Consider the following 16784-nt stretch of genomic DNA (forward strand, 5'->3'; position numbering starts at 1 on the left):
GCTATGCGGACGATTCAACGGAACCCGACCGCCACATGGCCGACGACCACATCCGCTATGACATTCTGGCCCAGGAGGCGTTGCGCGGCGTCATGCGCAAGGTCCTGGCCGAGGTCGCGCGCACCGGCCTCCCCGGCAACCATCATTTCTTCATCACCTTCCTGACCGGCGCGCCGGGCGTGCGCGTGTCTTCGCGGCTGCGCGAGCGCTATCCGGAGCAGATGACCATCGTCATCCAGTTCCAGTATTGGGACCTGAAGGTCACCGAGACCGGTTTCGAGGTCGGGCTCTCCTTCTCGGACGTGCCGGAAAAACTCGAAATCCCGTTCTCGGCGGTGCGCGGCTTCTACGATCCGTCGGTTAACTTCGAACTCGAATTCGACGTCAAGACCGAAGGCCAGTCAGATGACGAGCCAGCTTCCCAGCCGGCGTCCGAACCGCTCGCCATCGTCTCCGAGAAAAAGCCGAAGGCTGAGAAGAAGGCCGCCGAACCCGAGAAGAAGGCGGCCGATGCCGATGCCGCCAAGGGCGCCGAAGTCGTCTCGCTCGACGCCTTCCGCAAGAAATAAGCCTTCGGGTCGCGCGTCATGGCCGACATCGTCAATCTGCGCCAGGCTCGCAAGCAGAAGGCAAGGCTGGAGAAGGAACGCACTGCCAGCCAGAACCGCGCCCTGTACGGCCGCTCCGGGGCAGAGAAGGAACGCGACCGCCTGGTTGCCGAAAAGGCCGAGTTCTTCGTCGCGGGCCATCGGCGTCAACCGTCGCCCGATCCGGACCCCAAATGAGCTCCAGGTGAGCCCGGTCGAAAAACGCTCGGTGACGATCCGTGGCCACCGCACCAGCTATTCGCTCGAAAAGCCGTTTTTTGACGACCTTGTCGCCATCGCCGCCGCGCGCAATCTGACCCTTGCCGCGCTGGTCGCGGAAGTCGACGAAAACCGGCCGCGTGACACCAATCTGTCCTCGGCGCTCCGGATCCATGTACTGGCCTGGGCGAAGCGCGGCCGCGCCTGACGCCTGGCTCCGTCAGGCAGTGCCTTCCTGTTTCCCGCGGCGGGTGCCGAACCCCAGGAGGGCCGTGCGATCGCGCTCTTCCGCCTGCTTCCTGGATCTGACGCGCATCAGGTCCTTCCAGCCGACGTAACCGACCAGCGTTCCGTCGTCGCGTGCCACGACCGGCAGATGCGACACGTTGGCCGTCAGGAGCTTGTCCGACAGGCCTTCCAGATATTCATCGGGATAGGCAAGCGTCACCTTGCTGCCGGCCAGCAAGTCGCCGAGCGTCGTCGTCCGGTGCTTGCCGGCACGCCGCCAGCGCAGAATCGCCGGTGGATCGATGAGGCCGAGCACCTGCCTGTTGCCGTCAATGACCGGGAAGCTCGGATGACGCGTCTCCGGCGCGGTCAGGAATGCCGCTGCGCCATGCAGCGTCATCGTCGCCGGCACGCTCTGGACCTGCGTGGTCATCACTTCATGCACCCTGGTCAGCGCGAACGGATCGACCCGGTATTCGCGCACCAGATGATGCCCTCGCCTGGCGATCTTCTCGGTCAGGATGGAACGTTTCATCAAAAGCACCGTCACCGCATGGGCGGCGGCGCAGGCCGCGATCAGCGGCACCAGCACATGCGTGTTGCCGGTCAATTCGACCGCGAAGAAGGTCGCCGTCAGCGGCGCGCGCATCGTGCCACCCATGGTCGCCGCCATCGCCAGCAGCGCCCAGAAGCCGGGATCGGCCGCCGGCAGGAAGCCGGCGAGCACCGCGCCCATCGCGCCGCCCATGATCAGCAGTGGCGCCAGCACGCCGCCCGACGTTCCCGAGCCCAACGCCACGGACCAGATGACGGCTTTCACCACCAACAACAGGAGTGCCGCCGTCGCGATCGTACGGCCGTCCAGCATGCTGGATATGTTGTCGTAGCCGACGCCGAGCGCCTGCGGCTCGATCAAGCCGCCAATGCCGACGACGAGGCCGCCGAGCATCGGCCACCACATCCAGTGGATCGGCAGCTTCTGGAAACCGTCCTCGCAGGCATAGACCATCTGCGTCAGCAAGGCAGACAGGAGGCCGGCGGCAACGCCGATCAGGACCCAGCCGCCAAGACCGGCAAAGGAAATCGCCATGCCGCCCTGAAACGGAAAGATCGGTCCCGGCATGTGCAGCATGGTGCGCTCGACCTCCGCCACGATGGCAGCCACCGCCACCGGAATGAAGCTGCGCGGCGTCCACTCGAACAGAAGCAGTTCCACCGCCAGCATGATGGCGGCGATCGGCGTTCCGAACACGGTGGTCATGCCCGCGGCAGCGCCCGCCACCAGCAGCGTCTTGCGCTCATTGTCGCTGACCGGCAGCATCTGCGCGATCAGCGAGCCGATGGCGCCGCCGGTCATGATGATTGGGCCCTCGGCGCCGAACGGTCCACCGGAGCCGATCGAGATCGCCGACGACAGCGGCTTCAGCACTGCGACCTTGGCGTCCAGCCGCGAGCGCCCGAGCAGGATCGCTTCGATCGCTTCTGGAATGCCGTGGCCACGGATTTTCTCGCTGCCGTAGCGCGCCATCAGGCCGATAATGAGTGCGCCGATCACCGGCACGGCGACGGCGGCATAGCCAAGCGGCGTGTCCTCCAGCCTCAGATCGGCGAGCGTGAATTGACCGAAATAGGCGACGTTGGTGGCGAGCCGGATCAATTTCAGCAGGATGATGCCGGCAAACAGCGCGGCCGTCGCCACCACCACCGCGATGCCAGCGATCAGCAACACCCTGGCGTCGGTGGTGAAATCGCGCAGATGTCCGGGACTGCCCTGTTCGGTCTTCATTGCCTGCCTGCTTTCCGTGGCGTGTCGCTGTTGGAGGATCGGCAAACCGTCAAAACGGCTTTGCCGGCGGCTATGTATCGTAATACGATATAAATATTCAAGCGGACTTGGCCCGAAATCGTTTGAGCTTTGGCTGGAATGACAACACATGTCTGATATGTCGCATCCGCAAAAACCCCGCCCCGCCATCAGCCAGGCCGACTACCAGCGGCTGTCGGAGTTCCGCTATCTGATCCGCCGCTTCCTGGAATTCAGCCAGCTACAGGCCGAAGACGCCGGTCTGACATCGCGCCAGCATCAGGCACTGCTCGCCATCAAGGGTTTTCCGGGCGGAGGCCCGGTAGCCATCGGCGACCTCGCCGAACGCTTGCGCATCCGTCATCATAGCGCCGTCGAACTGGTCAACCGCCTGTGCGAGGCCGGGCTGATCGTCAGGGATCAGGACAAGGACGACCAGCGCAAGGTGCTGCTGCAACTGACCGAGCGGGCCGATGCCTGCCTCGCCGACTTGTCGGCCGTGCATCTCGACGAGCTTTCGCGCATCGAACCCATGCTGAGGAGCGTGCTCGCCCGAAAGGACCGCGACACGCTCCAGAGACAAGTTTCGCAACCTAGCTGAATGGAGGCTATGCCATGTACAACATCTGGTTTTCCAAGGCAGTCCCGGTTTCCACAGGCGTTACTGGCGACGTTCGAAATCTGTCCAATGCCGAACAAGCTCTCGACCTTCTTACCAATCACTGGCGCGATGCGGGAAGCATCAAGCATAAGGCTGCGCTGCGGGCGTGCCGACAGGCCATGAACGGCGGCGTATCGGCCGATACCGCCAGGGATGCTTTTGTCGAAGCCGCGAGGGAAGCGCGCATTCTGGTCGAATAACTGCCGCGCATGGCCTGGGCGTTGTTGGCCCAACCACAGGCCCGACATACCGTCCTCGATCGACGGTGAGCGCACGATGAGATCGCGACAGCCGTCAGCAACGCGCCGTCGTCCATTCAACTTTTGCGAAGCCCGGCTACCATCGGGAAGATGGGACATAAGGGGCCGCATAAAAAAATTCCGGAAACCCCGAATCCTTTGGCTCCGCCGCTTCGTCTCGGACATGAGCGACCTGCAAGGTGCAGGGCCGGCAAAGGAACAGACAAGATGAAACACCATTTGATACGTTACAGGACCAAACCGGAGCTGGTCGACGAGAACGAGCGGCTGGTCAAGGCCGTGTTCCAGGAATTGCGGGATAAATCGCCCGAAGGGTTTCGCTACATGACATGGCGGTCCGGCGACGGTACCTTCTTCCATCTGGTCGAGGCGGCAACCGAGGAGCAGGCCGGCACCCTTCCGGGGCTAGCGGCATTCGCGACTTTTCAGAACGGCATCAGGGATCGCTGCATCGAGCCTCCGCATCGCGAGGCGATGACGGTAGTGGGCAGTTACCGGATGCTGGACCACTAGGCGCGGTCAAGCGATGTGGAGAACGGCGGGCGTATGAACATCCTCATTCCTGGCGAGCACCGCGCGCTCATCGAACGCCTGCTTGGGGACTTGCGCCCAAAGCTGCACCGCTATTGCGCGCGCATGACGGGTTCCGTCTTCGACGGCGAGGACGTGTTGCAGGAAGCGCTGGCCAAGGCGTTCGAGGCTTTGCCGAACGCCGGCCAGATCGCAAATCCGGAGGGCTGGCTGTTCCGCATCGCGCACAACACGGCACTCGATTTTCTGCGCCGGCGAGCCCGCGAAAAGGCCTTTTCCGATGAGGATCCGGACATGATCGTCGACCCGGCCAACGCCACCTTCGACCGTCAGGCCGCTGCCGCCGGCCTGCACACCTTCATGCGCCTGCCCGTCGCGCAGCGCAGCAGCGTCATCATGATGGACGTTCTGGGTTATTCGCTGCAAGAGATCAGCGCCGCGCTGGACACCAGCGTCCCGGCCGTCAAGGCGGCGCTGCATCGTGGCCGCGGCCGCTTGCGCCAGCTCGCCGCCGAGCCCGAGGATCGGCCGGTTCCCAGGTTGGGCGTCTCCGAACGCCTGTTGCTCGAAGCCTATATCGATCGCTTCAACGCCCGTGATTTCGACGCCGTGCGCGACATGCTCGCCGATGAAGTTCGCCTGGAGCTGGTGGCCAGGACGCGGTTTACCGGACCCAAGGAAGTGGCCACCTATTTCCACAACTATTCCCGCCTCCGCGATTGGCGTTTCGTGCCGGGATTCGTCGAGGACAGGCCGGTGGTCCTCGTTCACGACGGCAACGATCCGGCTGCGCGACCAGCCTATTTCATCCTGCTTGTCTGGCAGGAGGGCAAGCTTGCCGCCATCCGCGATTTTCGTCACGCCCGCTACGTCGCCGACAGCGCCGAACTGCTCGTTATTTGAACGATCGAGGGAAATCCCCTGCCTACTGCCTACTGCCTACTGCCTACTGCCCTACTGCCCTACTGCCCTACTGCCCTACTGCAAAGACTTCAGCAAATTGTCGATCGTAGACGGATTGAACTGCGGTTTGGCCGGAGGCGGATTGTCATTGGCCACCGGCGGTGCCGCCGGTTCCGGGTTCGGCGTCTGCTCGGCGCCCTTGCGCTCTGCTTCCAGCCTTGCCTTCTCCTGCGAGGAGGTCCGCATCGCCTCCTCGGCCTTTGCCTTGGCATCCGCCTCGGCTTTGACTTTTGCCTCGGCATCCGCCTTGGCCCTGGCCTCTGCTTCGGCCTGCGCCTGAGCTTCCGCCTCGGCTTTCGCCTTGGCGTCGGCCTCGGCCTTCAGCCGCGCCGCCTCCTCCTGCTGTCGCAGCTCCTCGGCCGCCTTGTCGCGCTGGTCCTGCAACGCAGCGTAATAGCGCACCTCGCGCCGCAGCCGCTGCTTCTCCAGCAACGCGGCCTGCATCGCCTCGACCCGCTGCTGCTCCTTCTCCAGCGCGCGCTGCGTCAGGAACTGCGCCAGCGGTTCGCTGTCGAACTGCCGTTTGACGGCGCCGAACGGCCCCTCGACGCTGAAATTCATCGCCGGTTCGGAACCGACGAGCGCTTCGTCGCCGGGCCGGTAGGTGACCGCGCCCTTGGCGGAGACCGTATCGGCATTGAGGTCCGCCGTGATGTCGGCGGACAAGGTCGCCGAAGGATTTTCGAGGCTGATCGGCGGCGCTCGCAGCGTGCCACCTGCAATGGTGAAGGCGATGTCGGTATCCTTTGCCGCGAAACTGCCATCTGCCGCGATAGCGGGCGCGAAGCCGGCGGTCTTGGCTGCATCGATATCGCGGCCGATCGCGTCGGCCTTGGCGAGGAAGGTGCTGAACGCATTGGGATTGACGCCGGCGACCGTGACGCCCTTCAGCGCCGCCGTGCCCGAACCCGACAGAGCGGCGATCATCGCGTCGACCGATTTGCCGCTTGTCGAAAACGCCGCGGAGACATCCCCCTTGCCGCCGATGCCGGCATCCGGCAGCACGGCTGGCAGATCGGCGTCCGCGAGCTTCATCTGGCCGGTGAAAAGCCCAGTGCCGTCATTGTTTTTCAATTCGAACAGGCCGGTCAGCGCACCGCCAAGGAATTTCGCCTTGAGATCGGACACGCGGATGCCTTCCTGGTCGAGCTTCAGCGACAAGGCCGCGTCATAGGCGGTCGCGAATGGCCCTGCGGCAAGGGAAGCCGTGGTCAAGTCGAGATCGGCCGTGAATGGAAGGCTGGATTTCTGGCTGAACGGGGCCGACGGCCACACACCGCCTTTATTGTCTCCGCTCTTGTCCGTGAACGCGGAATCGCCGAACAGCGCCACCGCCATCGGGTCGAGATCAAGTTCGTCGAGCGCCAGCGAGCCGGCCAGATGCGGCACGCCATCCTTGCCGTCAATCCCCTCCTTGACGTCGATGTTCACGTCACCCGACACCGCAGCTTCGTTGATGGCGGCGTTGAGGCCGGAGAGCACCAGTAGGCCGTTGCCGTAATCGGCCTGCGCGGTGAGCGACGTCGACGTGCCTGTCCCCATGCCCGGCAGGCCTATGCCCGATGTCATCAGCCAGGGCTCGATGTCGGCCGCATCGAGGCTGACCTTGCCCTTCGCGACCGGACCTTGGGGCGTGTCGGCTACGGTGCCGTCGAAACCGGCGTTGAAGTCGTTGCCGGCAAGGCTGAAGCTCGTCGCCAGGCCGCCGCCCAGCGTGCCCTTGGCCTGGATGTCGGTGCTTGCCTCGCCGAGCATGCCGAGCGGCAGTGCCGGCAAGCCGTAAAGTGCCAGCAGCGCTGTGGCGTCGGGGTTCCTGGCATTGAAGGTCAGCGCCACAGGCGCTTCAAGAAGCTTGTCGACCGCTCCCTTCCCCGACAGCGAGGCGGAAAAGGACGATCCGCCGGCCTTGCCTTGCCCGCTCACAGCAAGCCCTGTTGTGCCGTCGCCATTGTCGGCAGCACTCACCACAAGATCGACGCGCGAGTCCTGGAACAGGTCGGGATAAGCAGCGGCGCGGCTTGCCAGTCCCTTGAGCACGGCATTGTCGGCATAGTGCTGCGCCGCCACGTCTATCAGCGGCTTCAGGTCGACGGCGACCACGGAGGCGTCAAGCTTGCCGGTCGGGCTCGCTGGGAAATCCTTGATCCGGCCTGTGGCGCTGATCGACGCGCCAGCCAGCCCGCCCACCGACAGCCGGTCGATCTCAAGCAGCCCGTCGCGCAGCCTGAGCGCGGTGTCGACCGTGTCGGCGGTCAAGCCTCCGGCACTGACCGGTCCCGCCTTGATCTGGAAATCGAGGTCGCGGTCGGCAAATCGGTTGGCGCCCTTGTCACTGATGAAGATCGAAGCGAAGGCCGCTAGCCCGTCGACATCGAGATCGCCGCCTTCCAGCCGCATCAGCACCGAGGGCCTGGCGTCGTCGGGCTGGCTGGAATCGATGCGGCCGGAAAACATCGCTTTGCCCAGGACCAGTTCGAGATCGCTGAAGGCCTGGCGCTTTTCGGAGAGATCGACTTTAGCCCGGAAGCCGGCGGCGGGCAGACGCCGGATCGCCTCGTCGACGTCCTTGGACAACCAGGCAGCGAAGCCGGAAGGCTGCGCCACCGCCAGCAGCAGCGAACCGGTGAAGCCGAAATGGTTCTCGACGCTGAGCAGGCCGTCGGCCTCCAGCGTGGCGCGGCCGGGCAGTGTCGCGGCGAGCGATTTCACCGACCAGCCGCCATCGACCGGCTCGGCGGAAAGATGAACGTCGCGAACCGTGGTGTCACCGGCCACCACGGCCGGCAACCTGACCTCGACCGTTCCGGGAATGGTCGGCTTGGGCAGGTCGAGCAAAGCCTGTTCCAGTCCGGCAATGCGCTGATCCAGTGTCAGGCCGGCGCCTGCCGCACCCACGGCCTCGTCGAACTGCACCTGCGCGCCATTGGCCTCGATGGCGAAGCTCGGCTTCTGGCCGAGATCGATCGAGGCCTTGCCGTCGGCGGTATAGGGATTGTCGAGCGGTCCGGTCTCGAAGCGGAATTCATCGATGCCGAGCTTCTGGTGATCGAGCGCGAATTTGCCGTTAACCCGAAAGCCGGGATCGGACTTGCCGGTACCGACCTTCACCGTCTCGCCATCGGTGCCCCGCAACTGGGCTGAGTTCTTGTCGGCGCCGGAAATCTTGAACTGTCCGGAGTAGATGGCGGCTCCGTTGACGATGCCGGCATTGCCGTCGGTTTCGATGACCAGCGGATAGGCGTCGGGATCGGCCTTGAGCCGAAACCGCATCTGGCCGTTGGCTTCGGCCTTGCCGGTAGTGGCGGCAACCGTCGTGCGCAGGCCGTCGAACCTCAACGTGCCATCCATGCGCCACGGGCCCGCCAGCGATTTGGCCGAAATGGTCGAATTGATCTCGGACATGGTGTGGCTGCGTCCGCCGGCGGCATGACGCAGCTCGATCTGCCCTTCCGTCACCGTCAGCTTCTCGATCGAGATCTGGTTGAGGTTGAAGGGCGAGGACGGCCGCATCGCCCAGTCGACGGTACCATTGGCGGCGATGTCGATCGTCGCTTTCGGCCGCACCAGCCGCATGTCGAAAATCAGCACCTCGCCACGCAGGAACGGCGCCAGTTCCGCATCCATCGAAAACGTCTCGACGGTCATCGCCGGCTGGCCGGCGGGGCCGCCGGCAACGGCGACATTGGAGAAGGTTACCGACGGAAACGGCAACAAGCGCGCCGTGGCGTCGCCCTGCACGGTCACCTTGCGGCCGAGAATGGCGCTCGCTTCGCGCTCGAACTGCGCCCGATAGCCGGACCAGTCGACAAAATACGGCCCCACCAGCGCCGCGCACAGCACCAGCACGAACAGGCCACCAAAGATCACGAACAGGCGTGCGAGCATCAGTTCCGAACGGTTTGGTTGAAATCAGCCGCACTCTACCTGCATCCGCGTGTCGATAAAGAGGCAATTCGATCGTCGTCGGCGACAACCATGGACGGCGTTCGATGTTGCGCGGTCGCTCTTGATCGCGATACCTTGCTTTGGGCGTCCTCGCCCTGTTCCGGTCGCGGCGTTTTCCGATCCGGGATCGTCTGAAACAATCCTGGAAAAGCGGAGAATTGGGGATGTCGGGGAAGAACTGGGACCGTGTGCCGATCGATGCGCAGAGCGTCGACGCGCCGCTTTCGCAATCAGCGATTTTCCTTGTCGTCACCATAGCCGATGAACAGCCGGTTCTCGCAAGGGTTTGTTCCGTGCTCGGCGACCTTGACGACCTGGTCAAGACTGTCGGGTTCCGCGACCTCGGCGGCCGCCTGTCGTGCATTGCCGGGATCGGCCACGACCTCTGGGATCGGCTCAGCCCCGGCCGGCGGCCGGCGGAGTTGAAGCGGTTCGCGCCGATAACGGGAGCGGTTCACGCCGCGCCCACTACGCCGGGCGACCTTCTCTTCCATATCCGCTCCGAGCGGCCCGACATGTGCTTCGAGTTCGAGCGTATCCTGCTGGACAGGCTTGGTCCCGGCGTGACCGTCGTCGACGAAGTCTCGGGCTTCCGTTATTTCGATGCCCGCGACCTGCTCGGTTTCGTCGACGGCACAGCCAACCCCACCGGCCTCGATCTGCCCGCCTCGGCGCTCGTTGGCGACGAAGATCCCGATTTTGCCGGCGGCAGCTATGTCGTCGTTCAAAAATACCTGCACGATCTCCAGGCGTGGGCGCGAATCCCCACGCCCGTGCAGGAGGCGATCATCGGCCGAACCAAGATCGACAACATCGAAATCGATGATGACGGCGCGCCGCGCAAATCGCACAAGTCGCTCGCCACCATCGAGGATGCCGACGGTAACGAACATGACATATTGCGCGACAACATGCCCTTCGGCCGGCCGGGGCAACGGGAATTCGGCACCTACTTCATCGGCTATTCGAGGTATCTCTGGGTGATCGAGAAGATGCTGCAGCGCATGTATATCGGCGACCCGCCCGGCGCTTACGACCGGCTGCTTGATTTCTCCACCCCTCACACCGGCACGACATTCTTCGCGCCGACACGGCCGATGCTGCAGGTACTTGCCGAAGCAGCGCCAGGGAAGTTGGCCACTCGGTAAACGACGCACACAGCAAAGCGGCGCGCTGCGGAGATCAGCACGCGATCATCGGCGTCATCTGTGCGAATTCAACGCGCGTCGCGCTTTGCCTGCGCCACCTTGGCCGCCTTGCGTTGTCGGCCGAGCTCGGCCGGCCGAACCAGATTCGGCGTCCTCTGGTTTGCCACCGCTCGCATGCCCTTGTGCGCAGTGCGCGCGTTGAACGCTGGACCATCCGTCGGCGCTTTCTGCTTCAGGGCCAGCGCCTTGCGCGCGCTGTCGACCAATGAGACGCGCGCCGTCAACTGGCGGCGCCGTTCGGCCTCGCCATTCAGCCGCCGCATGGCCATCGCCAGCACCGCAAGCTTCACCTGCGAGCCGCCGTCGGCCTTTGAAGCCACAGCCCCTTTCGGTGTGCCCTTGCCCCGGATTTCGCGCCGGCGTCGATGCGCCTCGGTCTGCGCCTTGTCGCGCCGCTCCCGCAGGCGTTTGACGAGGCCGGACAGATCGGCGTCAGAAAGGTCCTGGACCGCCGGATGGTGCGATTTCTCCACCAGCTCGTGTTCGTCGGCACTCAGCGCGCGCGCTTCTTCCTTGCGTGAAATCGCCATGACACCACTTCTCCGCTTGGGTCGCCCATCTTCTGGGCCTTCAGCACGCGGAGTCTCGGCCCGATTGGAGGTGGGGTCAAGACGAGCCTATGACGGTGCCTGCTCGGCAGCCGGCAGGATCTTGCCCGGGTTCATGATATCGAGCGGATCGAGCGCCTGCTTGATCGTGCGCATGATGTCGACGCCGTGGCCGAGCTCATGGCGCAGGAAGCCGATCTTGCCCTGGCCGATGCCGTGCTCGCCGGTGCAGGTGCCCTCCATGGCGATGGCCCGCATGTTGAGCCGCGCCACGAACTTTTCCGACAGCGCGATTTCCTTCGGGTCGTTCACGTCCATCAGCACCAGGACGTGGAAATTGCCGTCGCCGGCATGGCCGACGATCGGCGCGACAAGCCCCATTTCGGCGATATCGGCCTCGGTTTCGGTGACGCATTCGGCAAAACGCGAGATCGGAACGCAGACGTCGGTCGACAGGCCCTTGGCGCCTGGCCGCAGCGTCAGCGACGACCAATAGGCGTCATGTCTGGCCTTCCAAAGTTTGGTGCGCTCCTCGGCGACACTGGTCCACAGGAACGGTCCGCCGCCATTCTCCTCGGCGATCATGCCGAAGGTCTCGGCCTGCTCGGCAACGCCGGCATCACTGCCATGGAATTCGACGAACAGGCACGGGCTTTCGGGATAGTCGAGCTTGGAATATGTCTTCATCGCCCGCATCTGCAGCGCGTTGACCAGTTCGATGCGCGCCACCGGAATGCCCATCTGGATCGTCGCGATGACGGCGTTGCAAGCCGCTTCGACGCTCGGAAACGGGCAGACACCACCGGAAATCGCCTGCGGAATCCCTTGCAGCCTCAAGGTCAGCGAGGTGATGATGCCGAGCGTGCCTTCCGAGCCGACCAGCAGCCGTGTCAGGTCATAGCCGGCCGAGCTCTTTTTTGCCCGCTTGCCAGTGGTCACCGCCTCGCCATCGGCCATGACGGCCGTCAGCGATAGCACGTTCTCGCGCATCGTACCGTAGCGCACCGCGTTGGTGCCTGAGGCCCGTGTCGCCGCCATGCCGCCCAGCGAGGCATTGGCGCCGGGATCGATTGGAAAAAACAGGCCGGTGTCGCGCAGATGCCGGTTGAGATCCTCGCGAGTCACCCCGGGCTCGACCGTGCAGTCGAGATCCTGCGGATTGACCGAGAGGATCCGGTTCATCCGGGAAGTGTCGACCGAGATGCCGCCGCCCGGCGCGTTGGTGTGGCCTTCGAGCGAGGAGCCGACGCCGAAGGCGATCACCGGCACGCGGTGCGCGGCGCAGGCGCGCACGATCTCCTGTACCTCGGCGGTCGTTTCCGGGAAGACGACGCCGTCCGGCGCCTGCGTCGGGATGTAGGTTGTCGTATGCGCATGCTGGGAGCGAACCGCCTGGCCGGTCTGAAAGCGCTCGCCAAACCGCTGCTTGAGGATGCCGAGCACGGCGGCGATGCCTTCTTCGTTGCGCTCGATCGGATTGAGGTCGCTCAGGGCCATGAATTCCTCCGCGAATGGACCAGTGTCCATGCTTGTCATGCATTTATGGATGATGCCTAACGCAATTCCAGGAAAAGTGTGAAGCGGTTTTCCCCGGAAAAGCGCCTAGCGCTTTCCCTGGGGAATTGTATCAAAGAGGCGGTCCGACGTTTCCGTGAAACGATGAACCGCTCTTACAACCACGCTCTGTCCAGCACCAGAACAAGGAAATTGCCATGCCGATCCCCGCCCCTTTTGTTTCTCAGCCAATGGCTATCGAGAAGGACTGGATCGATTATAACGGCCATCTCAACATGGCCTACTACAACGTCCTGTTCGACCGCTGTTCGGATGAAGCCTTTGAGGCGATGGGCATGGGGCTGGACTATGTCAAGAACCGCCGCCTCACCATCTACACCGCCGAAGTCCATGTCTGCTACGTGCAGGAACTGCATCTCGACCACAAGGTCACAGTTTCCTTCCAACTCATCGACCATGACGAGAAGCGGCTGCGGTTCTACCAGGAAATCCGCCATGCCGACGGCTGGCTCGCCGCCACGTCCGAGCAGCTTGCACTGCATGTCGACATGTCCGGGCCCAAGGTAGCCCCCATCCCCGCCGACGTGCTGGCCAAGATCGAAGCGATGCGCGCCGCTCACGCAGCCTTGCCGATGCCCGAACGCGCAGGCCGCTCGATCGGCATCAAACGCAAGACGGCTTGAACCCGCCCGGGGCCCGCGTTAACCTTACCGAGGTTTTAACGGGAACAAGCCGATTGGACCGTTGCGCGACTCAGCGGGCCGTTCGAAAACGATCCGCATCGAAGTAGCGACACGGGCGGCGGGGCATAGCCGATTCGGGGGACGTGCATGAAAACCGATATCAAAGTCGAGGTGGACAGGCTCGCCGCCGATCCGCGCATTACCGACTATGATTTCTGGCGCTCGCTGAAGAACGTCAACAACGAGATCTTCCACATCGCCAACAACAATGAGCCGATCCCCTTCGACATGATCCGCTGGCGCGTCATCCTTAAGCAGGCCCGCATGAAGCGCGGCCACGCCTGACGCTGCGGGTAGAGCGGCCACTTCCATTGACGACATTCCAGGGGTTTGACCTCAACCCTGCCGCCTGATCGCCGCCAGCGGCGAGCGCGCCGCCACCGGCGATGACTGGATGATCGCCGTGTTGGTCATCGCGTAGGGAATGATGCGGTCGATCACCCGTTCGAGTTCGGCCATTGAGCCGACATGCGCCAGCGCGATGAAACAGTCCTCGCCGGTTACCCGGTCGCATTGCGCGATCTCGGGCAGGTCGCGGATGATCTCGGCCACGACGGCGAGCTGCCCCGGCACCGGCCTGATGCGCAGCCATGCCGACAGGTTCAGGCCAAGCGCCGCCGGATTGATCCGCACGCAATAGGCTTCGATGACGCCGCTCTCCTGAAGCTGCTTGATGCGCTCGGATACGCTCGGCGCCGACAGGCCGACGGCGCGCGCCAGTTCGGCCGTGCTGGCGCGCGCATCTTTTTCCAGCAGGCGCAGGATCTTCAGATCGACCGCATCGAGATCGATATTTTGGTTTCGAAGGTGTTTCATCAAAAATTCCTTGCATCTGGAAAGCGATCGAGGTCATTGAACAATCATCACCCATATTAGATGGGAAAAATACCTGCGATACTGATCCGATGAACGATCAGACGCAAGTCCAAACCACGCGCACCGCCGGTGCAGCCTTTACCAGCCTGGCGACATCGCTGCCGCCGCATGTCTGGTTCTGCGTCAGCGCCGTGTTCCACTATCTCGGCCCTGCCTTCGCCGTGCTTTTGTTTGCGCAGATCGGCGTGCTTGGCATGGCCTGGCTGCGCATCGCCACCGCCGCGTTGATCTTCGCGCCGCTGACGCGTCCGTGGCGAACCTTCGCCCAGGCCAATCGGTCGACACGGCTGCTGCTGCTCGCCTTCGGCGCCTGTCTGGCAGTGATGAACTGCTCCTTCTATCTGGCGCTCGACCGCCTGCCGATTTCGCTGGTGGCCGCGATCGAATTCGTCGGCACCATCGGCGTCGCGCTGGTCGGTCTCCGAAGCGCGCGCAATCTCGCTGCCCTTGCCGTCGCCGTGGCCGGCACCTTGCTGCTGATCGACGTCAAATGGTCCAGCGATCCTATCGGCCTGTTCTGGGCCTTCCTCAACGGCGCGCTGTTTGTGGGCTATATCGTGCTTGGCCACCGCGTCGCCGCTTCAGGCGCCGGCGGCGGCATTGCCGGGCTCGGCGCCGCGATGGCCGTGGCCTTCCTGGTCGTGCTGCCGATCGGCCTCACCGACGCGTTGCCCGCCTTTTTCTCCGCGCCGCTGCTGCTGGCGGCCATCGGCGTCGGCATCTGCTCCTCGGTCATCCCCTATATCTGCGACCAGCTCGCCATGGCGCGGCTGCCGCGGTCGAGCTTCGCGCTGATGCTGTCGCTGCTGCCAGTCACCGCGACGCTGATCGGCATTCTCGTGCTGCGCCAGATCCCCGGCATCAGCGACTGCATCGGTATTGCGCTGGTGGTGGCCGGCGTCGCCTTGCATAGGCCTGCGAGCACGCAGTAGATCCTCCGCTAAGCCAGTTTCTCCTTCAGGAAGGCGACGGTCCGGCCCCAGGCGAGATCAGCCGCCTTCTTGTCATAGCGCGCTGCCGAAGTGTCATTGTTGAAGGCGTGATTGGCGCCTTCATAGACATAGACCGTGTATTCGACATGCGCGGCATCGAGTTCCTTCTTGAAGGCGTCGATGCCGGCATTGGTCCGTTCGTCCAATCCGGCATAGTGCAGCAGCAGCGCCGCCTTTATCTTGGAAACGTCCGCGGCCTTCGGCTGCATGCCGTAATAGGCGACACTTGCCGCCAGATCAGGCGCGTTCACGGCGAGCATGTTGGCCGTGCCGCCGCCCCAGCAGAAACCGACGACACCGACCTTGCCGTTGCCGTCCTTGTCGGCCTTGAGGAAAGCCACCGTCGCGACGCCATTGGCGACGGTCTGCGCCGGATCCAGCTTGGTGAACATGTCGCGCGCCTTGTCCTCGTCGGCGGGCGTGCCGCCGAGCGGCGACAGGAAATCCGGCGCGAGCGCCACGAACCCCTCCAGCGCCACGCGCCGGGCGACGTCGCGTATATGCGGGTTGAGCCCCCTGTTTTCGTGGATGACGATGACGGTGCCGAGCTTGCCCGCCTGGTCCGCCGGCTTGACAAGATAGCCCTTCATCTCGCCGCCGGCGCCAGGATAGGCGATTTCCTGGCCTTTCACGCGGGGATCGTTCTCGGCGACGATGGCCGCCTGGGCGGAGTTGGCAGCCAGCATCGGCGCGATCGCCGCGGCCGCCGCCCCGGATCCCGCAAGCCGGGTCAGTTGCTCCATGAAGCGGCGGCGATCGAGTGTCAGATGCGTGTATTCGTCATAGGCGTCGATCATCGCCTGGGTGATCCCAAGCTTTGCTGGTCTGGCGGCTGCTTTGGTCATGGCGCATTCCTCGGCTTCAGGCTTCAACACCGGAGCTAGATAGGGGCGCGGCTGGCCCGGTCCAGCCTGGATGAGCGCAGCGGCAAGCATCGGCCGCAGCCAGTGAAGCCGGCAACGCCGGCGCCCGCCCCATCACTTTTTGGTCATCGCCGATAAATCCTGGCGGCACTGCCACAATGGTAAGGGAAGCTGCGTGCTACCGATGCCCGTCCCATCCCGTCCCGACCAGAAGGACACCCGCCGATGATCATGCCTATCCTCACCAGCGCGTTCGTCCTTGCCCTGGCTGCCGCTCAGGCATTACGCTTCCGGCTTGTGAACGCAGGCAGGCGGTCGATGATCGAGCTTCGCATCGGCCGGGACCGCCGCCCGGACCCGAAATCCCAAATTTGAGGTGAGACCATGAACGTCCAGGATATCGTCAACACCGTCTCGCGAAAGGCAGGCCTCGACCAGGCAACGACCGAGAAAGTCGTCGGCACCATCTTCTCGGTGCTGGAGCACGAGGCGGAAGGCACCAACGTTTCGGGTTTCTTCGCCAAGATTCCCGGCGCCGACGATCTCGCCCGCCAATACGACGTCATGGCCGCCGGCGCGGCCGGCGGTGGTGGCCTGCTGTCGTCGCTGCAAGGCGCGCTGGGCGGTGTTCTCGGCGAAAAGGCCGGCGCACTGATCAACGGCGTCGCCGCGCTCAAGGCTTCCGGCCTCGACATGGCGCAGATCAGGCAGGCCGGCGCCACGCTGATCCAACAGGCCGAAGCCGCCGCCGGGCCTGATCTCACCAATGAAGTGCTCGGCTCGGTACCCAGCCTGAAGAGCCATCTCGGAATCAGTTAGGGCGCGATCCTGCGAGACCGCA

Annotated in this window: 19 protein-coding genes; 13 read left to right on the forward strand and 6 right to left on the reverse strand. The window is 64.1% G+C overall.

Annotation, left to right across the window (positions count from 1 at the left end; all coding sequences use genetic code 11):
• Nucleotides 1-35: 35 nt before the first annotated feature.
• The 3 genes from FJ426_RS19265 to FJ426_RS19275 are packed head-to-tail and all read left to right on the forward strand — an operon-like array spanning nt 36 to nt 1014.
• Nucleotides 36-569 carry an SspB family protein gene (locus FJ426_RS19265; protein ID WP_140495312.1) on the forward strand — a complete coding sequence of 178 codons (534 nt, stop codon included), beginning with the start codon at nt 36-38 and terminating at the stop codon, nt 567-569.
• Nucleotides 570-587: 18 nt separating this feature from the next.
• A complete protein-coding gene (locus FJ426_RS19270) occupies nt 588-785 on the forward strand; it encodes a DUF4169 family protein (protein ID WP_140495310.1) in 198 nt (65 codons plus the stop codon).
• 7 nt (nt 786-792) lie between these two features.
• Nucleotides 793-1014, forward strand: a complete 222-nt coding sequence (locus tag FJ426_RS19275; protein ID WP_140495308.1) for a ribbon-helix-helix domain-containing protein — start codon at nt 793-795, stop codon at nt 1012-1014.
• A gap of 12 nt (nt 1015-1026) precedes the next feature.
• Here FJ426_RS19275 and FJ426_RS19280 read toward each other — a convergent pair whose 3' ends face one another.
• A complete protein-coding gene (locus tag FJ426_RS19280; RefSeq protein ID WP_140557573.1) occupies nt 1027-2820 on the reverse strand; it encodes a chloride channel protein in 1794 nt (597 codons plus the stop codon).
• A 148-nt stretch (nt 2821-2968) separates the two neighbouring features.
• On the opposite strand from FJ426_RS19280, the gene FJ426_RS19285 reads away from it, so the two are divergent.
• The 4 genes from FJ426_RS19285 to FJ426_RS19300 all read left to right on the forward strand — a co-directional run bounded on the left by FJ426_RS19285 (nt 2969) and on the right by FJ426_RS19300 (nt 5193).
• Nucleotides 2969-3439: a MarR family winged helix-turn-helix transcriptional regulator gene (locus FJ426_RS19285; protein WP_140516535.1), complete on the forward strand. Its 471-nt coding sequence runs from the start codon at nt 2969-2971 to the stop codon at nt 3437-3439.
• 14 nt (nt 3440-3453) lie between these two features.
• A complete protein-coding gene (locus FJ426_RS19290) occupies nt 3454-3699 on the forward strand; it encodes a DUF982 domain-containing protein (RefSeq protein ID WP_140495302.1) in 246 nt (81 codons plus the stop codon).
• 267 nt (nt 3700-3966) lie between these two features.
• Nucleotides 3967-4272, forward strand: a complete 306-nt coding sequence (locus tag FJ426_RS19295) for a hypothetical protein (RefSeq protein WP_140495300.1) — start codon at nt 3967-3969, stop codon at nt 4270-4272.
• Nucleotides 4273-4305: 33 nt separating this feature from the next.
• On the forward strand, nt 4306-5193 hold the full coding sequence (locus tag FJ426_RS19300; protein WP_140557572.1) for a sigma-70 family RNA polymerase sigma factor: 888 nt from the start codon (nt 4306-4308) through the stop codon (nt 5191-5193).
• A gap of 75 nt (nt 5194-5268) precedes the next feature.
• Here the strand turns inward: FJ426_RS19300 and FJ426_RS19305 are convergent, their stop codons facing one another.
• Nucleotides 5269-9138 carry an AsmA family protein gene (locus FJ426_RS19305; RefSeq protein WP_140559545.1) on the reverse strand — a complete coding sequence of 1290 codons (3870 nt, stop codon included), beginning with the start codon at nt 9136-9138 and terminating at the stop codon, nt 5269-5271.
• A 224-nt stretch (nt 9139-9362) separates the two neighbouring features.
• Between FJ426_RS19305 and FJ426_RS19310 the strand changes: the two genes are divergently transcribed.
• Complete coding sequence (locus FJ426_RS19310; RefSeq protein WP_140557568.1) at nt 9363-10346, forward strand: Dyp-type peroxidase; 984 nt, start codon at nt 9363-9365, stop codon at nt 10344-10346.
• 68 nt (nt 10347-10414) lie between these two features.
• Here FJ426_RS19310 and FJ426_RS19315 read toward each other — a convergent pair whose 3' ends face one another.
• Entirely contained in the window at nt 10415-10936 is a 522-nt protein-coding gene (locus tag FJ426_RS19315; protein ID WP_140559544.1) for a hypothetical protein, read from the reverse strand.
• 87 nt (nt 10937-11023) lie between these two features.
• Entirely contained in the window at nt 11024-12451 is a 1428-nt protein-coding gene (locus FJ426_RS19320) for an FAD-linked oxidase C-terminal domain-containing protein (protein WP_140559543.1), read from the reverse strand.
• A gap of 215 nt (nt 12452-12666) precedes the next feature.
• On the opposite strand from FJ426_RS19320, the gene FJ426_RS19325 reads away from it, so the two are divergent.
• Both FJ426_RS19325 and FJ426_RS19330 read left to right on the forward strand, forming a co-directional pair.
• Nucleotides 12667-13152, forward strand: coding sequence for a thioesterase family protein (locus FJ426_RS19325; RefSeq protein ID WP_140559542.1), 486 nt, complete (start codon nt 12667-12669; stop codon nt 13150-13152).
• Nucleotides 13153-13299: 147 nt separating this feature from the next.
• A complete protein-coding gene (locus tag FJ426_RS19330) occupies nt 13300-13497 on the forward strand; it encodes a hypothetical protein (protein ID WP_140495286.1) in 198 nt (65 codons plus the stop codon).
• Between the two features lie 51 nt (nt 13498-13548).
• On the opposite strand, the gene FJ426_RS19335 is transcribed toward FJ426_RS19330, so the two are convergent.
• Entirely contained in the window at nt 13549-14028 is a 480-nt protein-coding gene (locus FJ426_RS19335) for an Lrp/AsnC family transcriptional regulator (RefSeq protein WP_140559541.1), read from the reverse strand.
• A gap of 89 nt (nt 14029-14117) precedes the next feature.
• On the opposite strand from FJ426_RS19335, the gene FJ426_RS19340 reads away from it, so the two are divergent.
• Nucleotides 14118-15020 carry an EamA family transporter gene (locus FJ426_RS19340; protein ID WP_140559540.1) on the forward strand — a complete coding sequence of 301 codons (903 nt, stop codon included), beginning with the start codon at nt 14118-14120 and terminating at the stop codon, nt 15018-15020.
• A gap of 8 nt (nt 15021-15028) precedes the next feature.
• On the opposite strand, the gene FJ426_RS19345 is transcribed toward FJ426_RS19340, so the two are convergent.
• Nucleotides 15029-15925 (reverse strand): dienelactone hydrolase family protein, encoded by an 897-nt coding sequence (locus FJ426_RS19345; RefSeq protein ID WP_140559539.1) that lies wholly within the window; start codon nt 15923-15925, stop codon nt 15029-15031.
• 243 nt (nt 15926-16168) lie between these two features.
• Here FJ426_RS19345 and FJ426_RS31445 point away from each other — a divergent pair, with 243 nt between their 5' ends.
• Both FJ426_RS31445 and FJ426_RS19350 read left to right on the forward strand, forming a co-directional pair.
• Complete coding sequence (locus FJ426_RS31445) at nt 16169-16318, forward strand: hypothetical protein (protein WP_181172725.1); 150 nt, start codon at nt 16169-16171, stop codon at nt 16316-16318.
• A 9-nt stretch (nt 16319-16327) separates the two neighbouring features.
• Nucleotides 16328-16762, forward strand: coding sequence for a hypothetical protein (locus FJ426_RS19350; RefSeq protein ID WP_140559538.1), 435 nt, complete (start codon nt 16328-16330; stop codon nt 16760-16762).
• Nucleotides 16763-16784 lie beyond the last annotated feature (22 nt).

Source organism: Mesorhizobium sp. B2-6-4, from assembly GCF_006441495.1.
Lineage (GTDB): Bacteria > Pseudomonadota > Alphaproteobacteria > Rhizobiales > Rhizobiaceae > Mesorhizobium.